Source organism: Campylobacter sp. MG1 (assembly GCF_026616895.1).
Taxonomy (GTDB): Bacteria; Campylobacterota; Campylobacteria; order Campylobacterales; family Campylobacteraceae; genus Campylobacter_E.
Map to the genome: position 1 here is coordinate 115,609 of NZ_JANYME010000003.1, position 15,059 is coordinate 130,667.

The window sequence follows — 15,059 nt, forward strand, 5'->3', positions numbered from 1 at the left end:
TTTATAGGGTGCTTTTAGTCCCTATAACTTTATTATTATTTCCAAAGATTTGTATATTGCCATTCTTCGTAAAAACCCATAGAAAACAAATCAACTTTTGGATATTTTTTTAGCAATATTTTTAATTCATTTTTGAAATTATTTTTACTATCTATTTTATTTAATAAATAGACCATAACGCTTAGGAATGAAAAAATTTTTTGATTATTTAACTTTATATCTTTAAAAAATATATTTTTATTAGGTATCTTTAAAATTACAGCTAGAGTTTTGTTCCACAATCTTGAGTGATGAGCACAGATATTTCTAACAAGGGTTGCTACATGCAACCAATTTACCAAAACAGACTTATCTATACTAAAAATATCACATATTTGCTTTTGTTCATTGGTTTTTAAAAGTGCGTAAAAATTGGATAAAGTTCTAAATGACATTACCTCAACTACAGCCCATAAAGGTATTTCATAATAATTATCTTTAAAATGTTTTATAAAACTTTCATTAGAACGATTAATCTCTTTAAACATTGTATTTATAAGACTTTTGTGAGTTTTTGGTTTTTTGGGATTTTGTGTGAAATTTAACTCATCTAAATACCCAGTAGCACCAAACTTCAAAGAATGATAATAAGCAATTTGTGTTCTAAAATATAACTCAATAGTTTGTAAAGCATTATAGACTAAATACTTTAATTCAATATCAAAATTATACAAATCAATAATATTGGTAAAATTAGTATTTTTAACAAATTCCTTATTTTCATTATAAAAAGGTAAAAAGTATGCACTTAATCTATAATAATTTAAATTACGTAATTTTTCTAACGCATAGTTTTCATCTAATATAACCAAATTTTTAGATTTTAGTAATTCTATTTGTTGTTGCCAAGTTTTGTGAGATTTATCGTAATGTTTTTTCATAAACTATCTTTCAAATGTCCTTAAGGGTTGCGCTTCTACGAGAGGCTCTTAAGGAACTGTTAATACGATGGTATTATTTTTTAATAAACAAGTCAATAAAAAAAATATTTTTAATATCATCAATTTTTAAAGTTTTTTTAATTTATTTTTGAGTTTTTTATCTACCGTTTATTTGATACAAAAAAATTTATCGGAGTAGCTAAGCCAGTTGTCCGATATTTTTCTAACTTTTCGGTATTTTTACCTACTTATGATTTCAAACGCTCATTGTAGTAGAATTAAGTTTGCTTTTGTATTTTAGTTATATAAACTAAACATTAGTTTAATTTTTCCACTAAAGTGCCAAATTTTGTAAGAATTTTCAAAGTGGAAAAATCACTACTTTTTAAAAACTCTTAAACATCTAGCATATAAGCAAATTTCTTTGCTTTGCAAACCTAATTCTACCACAATATGGTTTGAAATTTAATTGAAATTAAAGCTATTTCAAACCTAATTATATCATTACATGGTCTGAAACATTATTTTTTGTAGCTTTTCTATCTAAATAGCAGTAAATAAAATAATGATTTATTAATGCGAATTTCATTATCTTCATCATAATATAATATATAACTATTAAAAATTTGACTGCAATTTTTTACAAAAGTCCTTACTCTTTTAAAAACAACTATAAAAATACTTACAATAAAAAATAATATTAAATTCACTTTAATAAAATTAAAAAGAAATCCACTCATAAATAAAAAATCAATTAAATCTTTACTATTATAAAAATTAAAAAATATAGATATAAAATAAATTAGAAAAACAGAAAGAAACATAACAACAAACGGAAGACAAACAATATAAACGAATTGAAAAAGTAAAAAGTGAGATATTGTAAAAAAAATATCTTTAATTATATTTATAGTTTTATACATTTATGTTTCCTTTAAATTGAAAACCCAATTTTACCACAACATGGTTTGAATTTAAATATTTAAAAAATCAATTTTTTATTTAATAATATAAAATTTCGCTTAAATTTACTTTAAATAAATAATTAAAGTAGTCTGAATATAGACTACTTCTTTTCTTTTTGATGATAAAAAATGTGTTCTTGCCCAAATTCATCAACAACTCTTCTTTCTATATATTCTTGCTCTTTTTTAGTTTCTTTAGTTTCTTCTATAGGCTTTTCTTGTCTGTGTTCATTTTGGACTAAAGGTATTTTAGCAATATTTTTATCAATATTTTTAAGCTCAATATTTTTAATGTTAGTATTGCTAATATCTTGTTTGTATTCTTCTACTTTTTTCTTAGCTTTATCAACTTCTTTTTGAACCGTACGAGTATTAACCATTGTTGTTTTATCTTTAACCTCATCAATCTTATTATCAAAGGCATTGCTTAGCTCAGCTTGATTATCACTCATAGCACTTTGATTACCAATATTAGCCATTGTTTCTGATAGATATTGAATTCTTTGCTCTACGCTCATATTAGCACCACCATCACGCATTAATTGTTCGTTCATTGCATAAGCAACTGTATTTTGAGATATGCTATCTGATTGAGATTGTGTTTTAGAATAAGTATTTATATCACTACTACTTAACTTATCTCCATATGAGATATTATCAGTATAACTTGTGCTTATATTAGCTATTTTTGCATCGGTTTTATTAGTAGCTTTTGTATCTTGTTCACTTTGTTTTTCTGTATCTGATTTAGTAACATTTGCTCCATGTTTGACAGTTCTTGAATCATTCGTTTGTTCTGAAATATCAATAGTATCAGACATAGATGAAGTATTCATTGCTTGTATGTTATATGTTCCGCCGTTACCCATAATTGTTCCACCAGCAGAAAGTTTTATTCCTTGAGTATTATCAGTTTTTTGTTGATTTTGATGACTATTAGTAACTGAATTGCTTTTTGTGTTAGAATTATCAATAGATTTATTATTAGAATCAGTAAGAGATTTTTCTTTATTGTTTGTTTCATTGTGAATATCATTATTTTGATAACCAACACTCTCCCCACTAGAACCTTGTTGTGTTACACTACCAGATTTTCCAACTTCGGCAGAATAACCACTTTGTTTTTGTGTTCCACTATTAATAGCGTTTTGTATATTTTTATTCAACGCTATATTATCAAATTTACCATTTGTCATCATACCATCAGAATTAGTTTTAAATGAAAAATTTGAACCTTGAACTAATACTTCTTGCATAGTATCACTATTGCCATACTTATAAGTATAATCAACCTTTTGACCTTTAATTATATCAGTAGTAGTCATAGATAAACCAGTGCCATCTTTAGTATAAGTTCTATCTCCATCTCTAATACTTTGTGATGAAGCAGTAGCCATTTGTGTAAATGCTCTTGCTCCAGCCATAGCTGAGGTATTAAAATGTTGTCCTAAAGATGTAGCTATACTTGTAAATGCGTATGCTGAACCAGTAGCTATTGCTAATGCTAGTAATGGAACTATAAAAAATAATGTGCCGTCCCAGTTCATATAATCAAGTATTTTACCATTAATTATCGCTGAACCATCTAAAGAAAATGGTGATATATGTTGTTGATGTAATATGTGTAATACTTTCTCAAATTTATCAATTATAATAAAGTTTATTATAGTTATAATAGGAGACCACAATACAATCCATAAATGTAAAGTTATAAATGTCATTATATAAATCCTAGACATAAATAAGAAAGCAAAAACTAAAAGTAAAGGACTTAAAGCTACGATTATTATATGAATTGTGGCTTTTAACTCTGGCAAATAGTCTAGTGACATTTGATGATTAATTAAAAATTGTTGTTTAGCTTGTAGTTGTGATGTTGATAAGCTAAATATTCCAGCATCATTTAAGCCATATAATTTAGCTCTAGCATTATATGTTTTATCTAATGCATTCATTAATACGCTATTTTTATATACATTATTTGCATTAGTTATACCATTGCTCCATTTATTTATAAATTCATCGTAATACGCACGAGTTTTAGTTTCATTTATATTAGAAAAAGACCCAGCAAACGCTAATTTTAAACTAGTATTAATATTTTTATCAGCTTTAGCTTTACTAGTTAGAGTATTAAAATCTCCATTAATATAATCATACAGCATTTTACAAGTAGCCCAATATCTTATATTATCTCTTTTATACTCAGTCAAATAACCTTGTGAAAGACCAGCAGTTTTTATACTCTCAAATACTTTAGATAGGTTTTCTTCCTTACCACCATTAAAAATATCTGATATTAAATCATCCCTAGATAAGTAACTATTATAATCAAATAAGCAAGTATTTAAATAATTTGTCATATTATACATGAATTCTTGTTCTGTAAATAAATTTAAATTATCAGTTACTATTTTAGCTTTTAGAGGATATAAAAACCCAGCCATAGAATAACGATAAACATTTTCATCTACTGGTTGTAAAGCTGTTTCCATAGCATCTGTTAATCCTCTTTCAAAAGTTGTAGTTAATTCCAAAACTTTACCTAAGCCGAATGGAACACCCGAAACATTATGAACTACTATATTATCTTTTGTAATATTTTTTACTTCATAAGTATATGCATTACTATTTCCAGCATAGAAAAAAGCAACTAAAGTAATAATGTAAAATACCATTAACTTTGCAAGTGCTACAATAGGATTTGCTTTTGGATTATTAGCAGTTTTAAACATAACTACTAAAAGAGCAATAACAAACGCTGAACCTAAAAGGTATTGTCTATAGCCTGAAGAAGTATATAATAAACTTATACTTCTTAAAAGGTTAGCCATAGTCTCAGCGTAGCCATAAACATAAATTGTATTTTCAGCGAATAATAAATTACTGAAAGCACATAACAATATTAAATATTTAGCAATCATTTACAATATTTCCTTTCTTTTATATTTATGCTATTTTTTTTCATTGTTTAACTCCTTTTATTGCCACTAGGTATAGGTCTTGAGCTTTGATTTTTTTGTGCATCTTTTAATTCTTTTAACTTAGTCTCTTTTTCTTTTTTGATTTCTTCTAAAGCTTGATTAGTTAAGTTTATAATTTCGCCCATTCTTTGCTCTATTAGTGGAACAAAAACATTTCCTACTTTCTCTTTAAACTGAGTATTAGAAATAACATCATTTCTTAAGATTTCACCAGTGTATTCTTTTAATTTAGATAAACTATTTAAAGTCATTGTTTTAAATACATTAATACCAAATTCTTTTATAATAAAAGCTACCTCAACATTAGAATAATAACATTCAGCTTTTTTAGAAGTTTTACAATTTGTTAAAGGCTTAGCTCCAGTTGGTTGCATTCCATCATATTCAAATACTATATGATTTAAAAGCTTAGGTAATGAACTATCAAAGTTATTTATTATACTAACTCCATCACTAGTTAATTTATAATCATTATCCCCACTCATTGAACCTAAAACGCCATAAATAGAGTTTCTAGCATCATCTATAATTTTTTTATAATCACTAAATGTTTCGGTATAATCAACTCTATTATAACTTTTATCATCGGTAGCTTTATAATAAGAGGCATTTACTTTAATTGAATTATTATTTGCAAAGTTTTCAGCAAATAGTGTATTAAAGACTTCTTTAACTAATTCATTTGGCTTTAAACCTTGCTTAGTTGTAGAGCCATTTATAGTTTTTTCAATAAAATGAGTTGTAGGCATAATATCTACATGAAATTCCTCATTATTATTAATGCTTACCCTACCACATATATCTTGTCCTAACAGTACTGATATTAATTTTTGAGTTGCTAATCTTTTACTTTCATCTTTTACGCCTTTTTTAACAGCATATTCTATAGCACTTCCAGCACCTAAGATAATATTTTTAGTAGTAGTATCTCCTTTTCCGTTTTCATTAAAAAACTCACTAAATCCTTTTACACTATCACGGAATTTGGTTACATAATTATTTACAAAACTACTTTTATTATTACTATCTCTTGCTTGATTAAAACCTTGTATTTTTCCATCAGCTACAGCATGTCCAGTAGCCTTAGTTACAATAGCATTTACACCTTTTTCAGCTATAGAACAACTATCAAAATTAAGTGAGTTAATCATATCGCTTATTTCTTCTAATGCAGATAAGATATTATCACATTCTTTACATAAAGTTGATAAAGCTAATTTAAAAGCATAGCCTACAGCGTTTTGCATAATAGCAGTTAATTTTTCTTTTAGTTCATCAAATGATATAAAAGATATTCCACCAAGCCCAATATCAATACCATTGCAACCAGCTTTAACACTTGGAGCACTAATATTAAAAACATTAAAACTATCTCGTTGAAATTTAGCTAAGAAACCACCTAAACCTACAGAACCATCTCTTGCGTAAGGCATATTATGGCTATTTAAAGGCATTAATGAAAACGACATACTAGCCTCTAAATTACTTACGCATATTAAGCTTGATAATACAGCTAAAACTATAATCTTTTTTCTTACTTTCATATTTGTATCCTTTTTATTTCATTAATATCTATAAAACCAAAGTATCTACTATCGTAACTTTTTTCGTGTGTTCCGAATACGAAGATTTTGTTTTTAGGAATAGCACCATTAAAAACAAAGTTATCAAGCTTTTTACCCTCGCTATCATAGTCTTTTGCTACACCTAAAAACTCATCATTGCAGTAGTATTTTTTATCACTAGTTACTTTTAAAATATCGTTTTCAAGGCACTTAACATATTTAATTAATTGTTTGCTTTTAAAACTTGTTCCGTAAGGACTATTAGCTTTATCAAATACTATAATTTTATTTAATAGACTTTCTTTGTTTGCTTTTAAATTAAATTCTTTTGTGATAATAAAAGTATTATCAATACTTTTAGATGTAACTAAAGTAATTTGATAATCTAACACTGAATTTAAAGCAATTAGTCCATAAAATAGAGCAAGTGTAATAACAGATGATACAAATGATATTAGAATAAATTTTCTTTTATTCTTTATCTTAAATGGCATTTTTTTCATCTTCTATTACTCTTGTTATGGCCTCGCTAATGCTAAAACCTTGTTTTTGATAATTATTAATCTTATTTTTATCCTCCATTTTTGTAGTTGTAAGATAATAAAAGTATTTATTCATTACAAGTCTTAATGGTATTTTTACATCTTGTGGATTTATAGCTAATAGTTCAGAGTAATTACCATCAACCATAGTAATTTCTCCCAATATTTTCTTTTCATAATCAGTAAAATTAAATATTTCAGTAGATAACAATAAAGCTATAGAGTTTTCATTTTGTTTTAAAAAAAACTTCCAGCTTGAGTTATTTATAATACTTCTACCTATTTTTGATAAAGATTTACCATCAGAACTATCTAAAATATCACCTATACCTTGTGTAGCTAACATAATACTAGCTCCAAATTTTCTAGCTCTTCTAAATAGCTGGTCTATAAATTCATCTAAGCGTGGATTTTTACCTATAAATCTATGTGCTTCATCTAAGAATATTTGTATTCTTTGTCTTCTATTAGGAGAATTATAAGTTAGCTTTCTAATATGATAAGTTACAAGCATAATCAAAGGGTCTCTTAAATCAGGGTGGTCTTCTACGCCTTTAAATTCAATACAAATAAATTCTTTAGATATATTAAAATTACAATCCCCACTAAAAAAGCTTTCATATGTCCCATCTTTGCAAAATTCTTTTAAACCCATAACAAAATCTTGCACTCTATTATCATCGTGTTTTATCAATATATCTCTTATGTCAGTTAATTCAGTCTTAGAACCTTTATTGCTATAAGCTTTTTCAATAGCATCAGATATATAACTTTTTACAACTTTGCTATCAGATTTTGCATCGTTTTCATTTGAAGAACAACCTAACATATAAATAAAATCACATAGAATTGACCTTTCAGCTTTTAATTGTGAATTGTTTTCAACCATAGTAAAAGGGTTAAATGATATAGGGGTATCTAGTGATAAATTAATATACTGACCTCCTAAGACTTCAGTTAATTTAGTAAATGAGTTATCATAGTCTAGTATAAAAACTCTATCGCCCCTAAGATAAGAATTAAATGCTAACATATTCAAGTATACTGATTTACCAGCTCCACTGGTTGCTACAACGAACCCATTGTAATTAGAGTTACTATCAAATAAGTCAAGTCCTACAAGGTTACCTCGTCTTGTAGTAAATAATATATTAGGAATGCTACCATCCCAATCACATTCCAAAGGTATAAATTGTGCTAATTGATTGGGAAAAAATGAAAAATATTTAGCTCCAACTTTAAACATATATTCTTCATTTATACAAGCTGGTAAAGAATTTAAAAATACTAATTGATGAATAGAATTACATTGTCCTAGCGTAATTTTTGAATTATTTGCTCTCCACATTTTTTTAATATTATCAATGTTGTATGTTAATTTTTCTAAACTATCGCTATATGTAATAATATTTAAATCAAATGCATATAATTCCTCATTTTTTGATATTCTATCTAATATATCAATACTTTCATTTTTAACAGCATTAAATTTCCTAAAAATATTAGCATCCCATTTTTGATTTAATAATATAGTATGGTTCTTATTAGTCTTATTAGTTTGTTTTGTAGGTAATTTTAATATATTTGCAGTTATTATAAAACTATCATTAAATTGATTTTCATTTACTGATGCACCTATAGTTTGACCTAACTTTTCTCCAAAATCAAAAATACAAGCTTCATCAGGATATTCTATAGGTGTTAATGTAGCTACATATTTTTCATCTATTTGTAAATAATTATCATGCACTATAATTTTAGTTTCTGGGTGCATTAATTGTTTATTTAATAATTGTTCTTTATTATATTTAGGTATTTCATAAATAATATCTTCCTTATTAAAAGAATGTGTGCTATTTAAAAGTTCATATAAATATATTTTTAATAAATCTGGTCGCAATATTTTAGGATAGAAAAAAGCTGTTGCTAAAGCGTTTTTTAAATCATCTGAATATTTTAATAATTTATCTTTATCATCACAAGTAATTGAAAACAATAATATACTTTTTTTAATAGTAGTAGGCATTGCCTTGCAAATACTTTCCCTTGTTTTTTGATAATAAAAGCGTCTCATTTGTTCTACTGAATTATCTAATAATTCCTTTGTATTTAAATCATCTTCTAAATCAACTCTTACACTATGTGATTGTTTCCAATATTCTATTACATTATTAAAATTTTTAAGTCCTAAAAGTGATACTTGCATAAAAAGACCTTCTGGTAATTTAGAAATTATCTTTTCAAGTTCAGCCGAAGTGGAAGTAGATGCCTTTATTCTAGTGTGGCATTCATAAATAATACTATAAGTATTATTGTTATTTATATAAATATTGTTTTCTTCATCATATAAACTATAAGCTAAAAAATCACTAAAAGAAATTCTTTGGTTTAGTTGTTTATAATTATGCACTGGTAAAGAAATATATTCCATTAAACACTCCTTTATTTTTTACTTTTTTTAATTTTGTGCTGACTTAAAACAAAATTACCATTAGTGATTTTTACCCATATCCTCTCAAATTCGTGGTAGGTATCATCAGCTGACATATAAGGCATAATTGTTACTATCGCAAATTTTGGATTTTGAAATAACGGATTTTGCATAGGTCTATCATAATTTTCCTTTAAAGATTTAGTAATATGATTTTTTGCATAATTAGTATCGGTTTTTAAAAGCCTTTTTTCCTCATCTTTTAATTGTTGCTCTTGTTTTTGTTTAGCTTTTAATATCTCTTGTTGTTTTGCTTTATTTACATTATTGTTAGCACAAGCATTAAAGCTTAAAGCTAAACCTAAGGTTGCTAATAATAAATATTTTTTCATTTTTTAACTCCTTTTAATCTTTGATTTTCTTTACTTTGAATGATAAGTTTTAGTCTTTCGTTTTCATTTTCTAATTTTTTAAATTCTTTTCTTGTATAATCCTTTTCTTGTGTTTGCTTATATTTTTTATCATTATTTTTTTGATAATAAATATCACTAACACTAGCACAATAACTAATATCACTACCACCAGAGCATTTAAACTCAGAGTGATATACGCCACAACCTACAAAAAGATAAGCAAAAGACATAGCTAATAAATATTTATTCATTTTTATTACTCCTCATTATTTATATTTGTTTTTAAGGTTTCAAGCCCGTTAAAATCTATAACTAAATTTTTTGTTAGGATAATATCCACCTCACGATTAGCTGATATTTCAATTACTGGACTTATTTGATCAGCCATTTTTAAATAAAAATCAGCAAGTTTTTCAGCAGCATTTGATATACCTTTTCCTAGGCCTTGATTTGCTATTTCAGTATCACTTAACTTTCCATCAAAACCACTTATAACATTACCATCGGAAGTAGTAGTAGATACTAAACCACGATTTGAAAATGCCTCTCCTATACCACTTAAAAAACCAGCTATAATAGTTCTGCTAATTAATGCACCTTGTTTAGTTACTACACGACCTCTAAGACCATTTTTTCCATCCTCTCCACTCACAAAGCCACTTAAATCAGCTACTATATTTTTACTATCATTATTTACACATGAAAGTGTAGTTGTTCTAAGATAAGCTCTTTCACTACTTAAGTCTCCATAACCTTCAGCCAAAATAAAACAATCTCTTAAATCTTGTGAAAATTGATTAGCACCTATGCTTAAATCAGTAACCTTTAACAAAATAGGTGCTGGGTTAGTTTTAGCTTGTGCTAATGTAGGTGCATCAAACCCACTAAGTAAAACAGCTTTTAATACACTAGTGGCTGGAATGATAAAATTATCTTTTTTATCATTTTTAGCCTCTTTATCACTATTTTTTAAATCTTCTTCTTCATCATTTATTTTTATACTCTCTAGCACATTATCTAACATAATATAATTAGTTTGGGTTCTTTTAATAGGTTGTTTTGGGGTATCAACAAACAATGGCTTAGCTTCTTTATCTTTTTCTATTTCTTCAGTATTTGGAGGGGTAAAATTAAAACCATTCTTTTGTATTTGCATTTCACTTTGAATTACTTGTTGATTAGTATTATCTTGTCTTACCTCATCATTGTTATTTTTTAAATTTTTATAACTTTCTTTTAGTTCTAATAATTCTTTTTCTAATACCTTTGTTCTTTCAATTTGTTCTTTACTAAGTTTTTGGCTTTGCTCTAATTTATCAATGGCCTCAGCAGTCCATTTTTCATGTGTTACATTAGATGTAGTGCTATCTTTAAATATACTTCTTTTATTTTCTACAGCATCATTTGAAAAAGGATTAGTTTTAGTAGTTGAATTCATTGCTAATACAATAAAGGCAAATAAACCTCCTAATATTAACAATAAAGTTTTTTTCCTTTTCTTTTGCAACTCATTTGGATCAGTATTTGAATTGCTAAAAAAGGAGTTAAATAATTTATTAAATTTTTCAATCAACTTATTCATTTATTACCACCTTTTTTAGCTATTATTATTGCTTTAGCTTTTGCATAAGGTAGTAATTGATTAAATTCATTGTCATAATAAATAGCTATGGCTACTGGATTATCTCCTATATAATTAAAAAAATCCTTATCTTCAATAGTTATGCTTTGAGCCGTATTATTTAATATTTCATAAACACTGATATCATATAAAGCACCTTGTAGATTATTTTTATGATAATAAGTCTTTATATTGTCCTTATAAACCATTTTATTAATATTAATTGATTTATAGCCCTGTGGTGTTTCTTTAGCTGAAAAAACCTTTTTTACTAAATTTGCTATATTAGTTGAGTGGTCGTTTGCAGTTTCTTCACTTATAATTTCGTTTGTCTCTTTATTAGTATCATTTATTATAATAGTTTGAGTTTTGATATTTTTTGGAACAAAAACAAATGAAAAAGTTTTTTCTTTTGTTACAAAAAATACTTCACTACTCTTTGCCTTATCATATACCACTTTGCTTTCTATTACATTAGCATTATTAGAATTTGAATTATCGCTATCAACTACTTCTTTTTGATAAGGTATAAACTTTATAAATGCTTGATTTTTATTAACATTTATGATTAAACCTTTCTCTTTTGAATATGCTACATCTTTAATAGGATAAGGTAAAACAATCCTATTTACACTTGAATTTGATAAACTAATGTTTATACCATCACTTGGGTCATTTATGGTAATTTGTGCGAATGCTATATTGCTAATTAACATACTTAAAATAGCTAAATTCTTTTTCATTTAAGTTCCTTTTTGTTTTCTTCTTCTATTTCTTTAAGTTGTTTTTCTGTAATTGCGTTTAAATTGGTTATATAAAATCTCCCATTTTCAACGCTATAATCAATTTCTAATTTTGTAAGTTCGCTATTAGCTACTTTTGAACCTATGAAGGATTTTAAAATGCCACTAACTACAATTCTTGTCTTTTTAGTATCAATACTATTTATAAAAAATGTCCTTGAAATATTATTTCTTTTTAAATATTCATATTGATTTTCTAACATTTTTTTAGTGCCATAATAAGCAGTTGGTTCAGTTAACATTAATATGTTTAATGCGTTATTTTGTGCTAACTCTGTAGTTGAGTTAAACATGTTATAGGTAATAAAAGAGGCTACTTCTTCTAAATAAGTTTTTGATAATTCATTATTAGTAATTGAAAATTCTTTACTTATTGCTTTTGGAGGTAAAAATACAACTCTTTCACTACTAGCTTTATTTATGATTATAAAAGTTTGAAAAACTATTACAGCTGATAAAACAATAGTAATAATTTTAAAAGTTTTATTCTCATAAATATGTTTATCTAAATTTGATTTATATTTTGAAAATAACATTTTATGCTCCTATAAAATATCTTTGATGAAATGGAATGTTTTGCTTTACGCCTTTAATACCCATAGCATAAAGTTTATGGGCTAAAAAACCACGAACAAATTTATGCTTTACACTATTGTGAAAACTAGCTAAATAAAAAGAAAACACCATTAATCCTAATTTATATAAAAGATCGGGAACATACATACCAGCAATTAAAACCCCAACTATAAAAATAGCAAAACTGGGGAATTCCCAGTTTGCCACCATAGGTTTTATATCAATAAATTTATGAATTTTAACATATGGATTTTCCATTTTTTTTCCTTAAATTAAGGCACCAGAACCTAATGAATTAGCAAATGCGATAGCTAAACTATCAGCTTTAGAATAAGCAATACCTATACCTATTGATACAGCTAATCCTAAAAAGCCTATCATCCCACCCATTTTTACCATAACCATCAAACCACCAAAAATGAGTGCTAAGAAAACCATTTGAATTACAATAGGGTTAAGTAAGAAACCAATTACATTTTCCCAAATAGTTTTTAAACCATCTTGAGCTACTGTGTTTTGTGCAAAAGCCTCTATTGATGCCAACATAAGAAACAACAATATAGTTATGAAATTTTTATTATTTTTCATAATTTACTCCTAAAAATTTTTTAATATATAGGTTACAATTAACTTCAAAGTGTTTTAAAGGTGTGTTAGTATCAATATCTTTATTAGGTATAACAAAACATTTTTTAAAATTGTTTCCTTTAAACATTCTAAAAAACTCATTTGGAACAGCTATACCATTTTTAATATATTTTTTACCATCAAAAAATATAAGACTTAATATCTCAATACTTTTTAGATTATTAGCTAATAAGCGTTCATATCTTTCAAGTTTTAACATAAGTTTTCTATTAATTTCTGGTAATTGTGGCACTACATTACTCATTAAAAAAGTAGAACGCTGTGCGTTAGTTGTTGCATTCATTGATTGATTTGATAGAATATGTCCTCTATCATATCCACTATGCAAATAATCACTCCAGTTAGTTCTATAGCGTTTAGGTATTCTATAATCGCTTTCAAACTTAGGTCGTTTTTTAATATGGGTTTTTAAATATTTTTCATCTAATTTATAAGCAAGGGCTATACTACTTTTTAGTTTATAGTTATAGCAGTTTAGATAATAATAATTATCTAGCACTTGATTACAATTTTTAAAAAATTGTAAAAACTCATTACTTGGCTTGTATTTATCATACAAATTATTAGCATTTAAGCTAGTTGTAGCTACTAACAAAGCACCAAAAAAATACTTTTTAAACATTTCTTGCCTCCTATAAAAAATATTTTGCTTATTTTTTAAGAGAAAGTTCGTTTAGTGAAAAATTTATTTTAAAAAAAAGTTATTTTTTTATTAAAACTATAAAATGCCTATAAATGTGATAAATTAATGAATAAAAATTTATTTTTTTTTAATTTATTTTTTATTGATTTTTTTAAAAAAAAGTAAAAAAAATAATAATTTTGGATAAAAAAATCAAAATGGTTAATGAGATTTTTTACAAAAAATAAAAAATACTCTATAATAAAACAAATTCAAGGAGCATTTATGAAAAAATTATTTTTTATTTTAAGTATTGGTAGTCTATTATGTGCTGATGATTTGACAAATTATGTAAATAACAAACTAATGCAATCTGGGGGTAAAAATATGACGCTAGAACAAAAAATCAGATGGCATACGCAAAATATGATAGATATGTCAAATCAAGATTATTATGATGAAAACGCTGAATTTGAAAACTATAGATATGCTTGTGAAAAGAAAAACAATATAGATGCATGTAATAAGGCAGGTGTTATCTTATATAATCAAAAGTCTTATAAAAATGCTTTGACTTGGTTTGAATATACTTGCAGTAAAAAAAATGGGACTGGGTGTAATAATGCTGGTGATACTTGTTTTGAAATGAAACAATATAAAAAAGCAAATGCTTATTATCAAAAGGCTATTAACTTAGGTAATATAAGTGGTTATCACAATCTAGCTTGGTCGTTTGCAAATGGGCTAGGTAAAAAAGTTAATAATAAAAGAGCTAGAGAACTTTATACATACGCATGTAATAAAAACTACAACACAAGTTGTAATAATTTAGGTTGGTTTTACTTAGATGGCGTTGGTGTGGCTAAAAATAAAAAAGTTGCTAAAAGATACTTTACTAAAGCTTGTAATTTAAAACATAATGGAGCTTGTGAAACATTAAGAAATAATTTTTAAAAAAAAGCCACTAGA

Annotated in this window: 14 protein-coding genes; 1 reads left to right on the plus strand and 13 read right to left on the minus strand. The window is 26.0% G+C overall.

The annotated features are described in order from the left end of the window. Positions 1–35: 35 nt before the first annotated feature. From NY022_RS03520 to NY022_RS03580, 13 genes are all read right to left on the minus strand, one after another. Positions 36–920 carry an Abi family protein gene (locus tag NY022_RS03520; protein WP_267523574.1) on the minus strand — a complete coding sequence of 295 codons (885 nt, stop codon included), beginning with the start codon at positions 918–920 and terminating at the stop codon, positions 36–38. Positions 921–1,986: 1,066 nt separating this feature from the next. Then, a complete protein-coding gene (locus NY022_RS03525; protein WP_267523575.1) occupies positions 1,987–4,809 on the minus strand; it encodes a conjugal transfer protein TraG N-terminal domain-containing protein in 2,823 nt (940 codons plus the stop codon). Positions 4,810–4,856: 47 nt separating this feature from the next. Next, positions 4,857–6,413: a conjugal transfer protein TraH gene (locus NY022_RS03530; protein ID WP_267523576.1), complete on the minus strand. Its 1,557-nt coding sequence runs from the start codon at positions 6,411–6,413 to the stop codon at positions 4,857–4,859. Next, positions 6,410–6,937, minus strand: coding sequence for a S26 family signal peptidase (locus NY022_RS03535; RefSeq protein WP_267523577.1), 528 nt, complete (start codon positions 6,935–6,937; stop codon positions 6,410–6,412). Before NY022_RS03535 ends, NY022_RS03530 begins: the two co-directional genes overlap by 4 nt. Further along, on the minus strand, positions 6,918–9,407 hold the full coding sequence (locus tag NY022_RS03540) for a TraC family protein (protein ID WP_267523578.1): 2,490 nt from the start codon (positions 9,405–9,407) through the stop codon (positions 6,918–6,920). Before NY022_RS03540 ends, NY022_RS03535 begins: the two co-directional genes overlap by 20 nt. An 11-nt stretch (positions 9,408–9,418) precedes the next feature. Next, positions 9,419–9,799, minus strand: coding sequence for a TraV family lipoprotein (locus NY022_RS03545; protein WP_267523579.1), 381 nt, complete (start codon positions 9,797–9,799; stop codon positions 9,419–9,421). Beyond that, entirely contained in the window at positions 9,796–10,071 is a 276-nt protein-coding gene (locus tag NY022_RS03550) for a hypothetical protein (protein WP_267523580.1), read from the minus strand. Before NY022_RS03550 ends, NY022_RS03545 begins: the two co-directional genes overlap by 4 nt. Before the next feature lie 5 nt (positions 10,072–10,076). Further along, positions 10,077–11,402, minus strand: a complete 1,326-nt coding sequence (locus NY022_RS03555; protein ID WP_267523581.1) for a TraB/VirB10 family protein — start codon at positions 11,400–11,402, stop codon at positions 10,077–10,079. Beyond that, complete coding sequence (locus NY022_RS03560) at positions 11,399–12,184, minus strand: TraK domain-containing protein (RefSeq protein WP_267523582.1); 786 nt, start codon at positions 12,182–12,184, stop codon at positions 11,399–11,401. The genes NY022_RS03555 and NY022_RS03560 overlap by 4 nt, the downstream gene beginning before the upstream one ends. Then, positions 12,181–12,780: a TraE/TraK family type IV conjugative transfer system protein gene (locus NY022_RS03565; protein ID WP_267523583.1), complete on the minus strand. Its 600-nt coding sequence runs from the start codon at positions 12,778–12,780 to the stop codon at positions 12,181–12,183. The genes NY022_RS03560 and NY022_RS03565 overlap by 4 nt, the downstream gene beginning before the upstream one ends. Position 12,781: 1 nt before the next feature. Beyond that, complete coding sequence (locus NY022_RS03570) at positions 12,782–13,078, minus strand: hypothetical protein (RefSeq protein ID WP_267523584.1); 297 nt, start codon at positions 13,076–13,078, stop codon at positions 12,782–12,784. A gap of 9 nt (positions 13,079–13,087) precedes the next feature. Continuing rightward, complete coding sequence (locus NY022_RS03575; RefSeq protein WP_267523585.1) at positions 13,088–13,408, minus strand: hypothetical protein; 321 nt, start codon at positions 13,406–13,408, stop codon at positions 13,088–13,090. Next, positions 13,398–14,090 carry a DNA/RNA non-specific endonuclease gene (locus NY022_RS03580; protein WP_267523586.1) on the minus strand — a complete coding sequence of 231 codons (693 nt, stop codon included), beginning with the start codon at positions 14,088–14,090 and terminating at the stop codon, positions 13,398–13,400. Before NY022_RS03580 ends, NY022_RS03575 begins: the two co-directional genes overlap by 11 nt. Positions 14,091–14,375: 285 nt before the next feature. On the opposite strand from NY022_RS03580, the gene NY022_RS03585 reads away from it, so the two are divergent. After that, entirely contained in the window at positions 14,376–15,044 is a 669-nt protein-coding gene (locus NY022_RS03585) for a tetratricopeptide repeat protein (protein WP_267523587.1), read from the plus strand. Positions 15,045–15,059 lie beyond the last annotated feature (15 nt).

What these genes read in the sequence shown, in the direction of transcription:
- NY022_RS03520 (WP_267523574.1), bottom strand. Translation starts at nt 920, where the DNA reads ATGAAAAAACATTACGATAAATCTCACAAAACTTGGCAACAACAAATA.
- NY022_RS03525 (WP_267523575.1), bottom strand. Translation starts at nt 4,809, where the DNA reads ATGATTGCTAAATATTTAATATTGTTATGTGCTTTCAGTAATTTATTA.
- NY022_RS03530 (WP_267523576.1), bottom strand. Translation starts at nt 6,413, where the DNA reads ATGAAAGTAAGAAAAAAGATTATAGTTTTAGCTGTATTATCAAGCTTA.
- NY022_RS03535 (WP_267523577.1), bottom strand. Translation starts at nt 6,937, where the DNA reads ATGAAAAAAATGCCATTTAAGATAAAGAATAAAAGAAAATTTATTCTA.
- NY022_RS03540 (WP_267523578.1), bottom strand. Translation starts at nt 9,407, where the DNA reads ATGGAATATATTTCTTTACCAGTGCATAATTATAAACAACTAAACCAA.
- NY022_RS03545 (WP_267523579.1), bottom strand. Translation starts at nt 9,799, where the DNA reads ATGAAAAAATATTTATTATTAGCAACCTTAGGTTTAGCTTTAAGCTTT.
- NY022_RS03550 (WP_267523580.1), bottom strand. Translation starts at nt 10,071, where the DNA reads ATGAATAAATATTTATTAGCTATGTCTTTTGCTTATCTTTTTGTAGGT.
- NY022_RS03555 (WP_267523581.1), bottom strand. Translation starts at nt 11,402, where the DNA reads ATGAATAAGTTGATTGAAAAATTTAATAAATTATTTAACTCCTTTTTT.
- NY022_RS03560 (WP_267523582.1), bottom strand. Translation starts at nt 12,184, where the DNA reads ATGAAAAAGAATTTAGCTATTTTAAGTATGTTAATTAGCAATATAGCA.
- NY022_RS03565 (WP_267523583.1), bottom strand. Translation starts at nt 12,780, where the DNA reads ATGTTATTTTCAAAATATAAATCAAATTTAGATAAACATATTTATGAG.
- NY022_RS03570 (WP_267523584.1), bottom strand. Translation starts at nt 13,078, where the DNA reads ATGGAAAATCCATATGTTAAAATTCATAAATTTATTGATATAAAACCT.
- NY022_RS03575 (WP_267523585.1), bottom strand. Translation starts at nt 13,408, where the DNA reads ATGAAAAATAATAAAAATTTCATAACTATATTGTTGTTTCTTATGTTG.
- NY022_RS03580 (WP_267523586.1), bottom strand. Translation starts at nt 14,090, where the DNA reads ATGTTTAAAAAGTATTTTTTTGGTGCTTTGTTAGTAGCTACAACTAGC.
- NY022_RS03585 (WP_267523587.1), top strand. Translation starts at nt 14,376, where the DNA reads ATGAAAAAATTATTTTTTATTTTAAGTATTGGTAGTCTATTATGTGCT.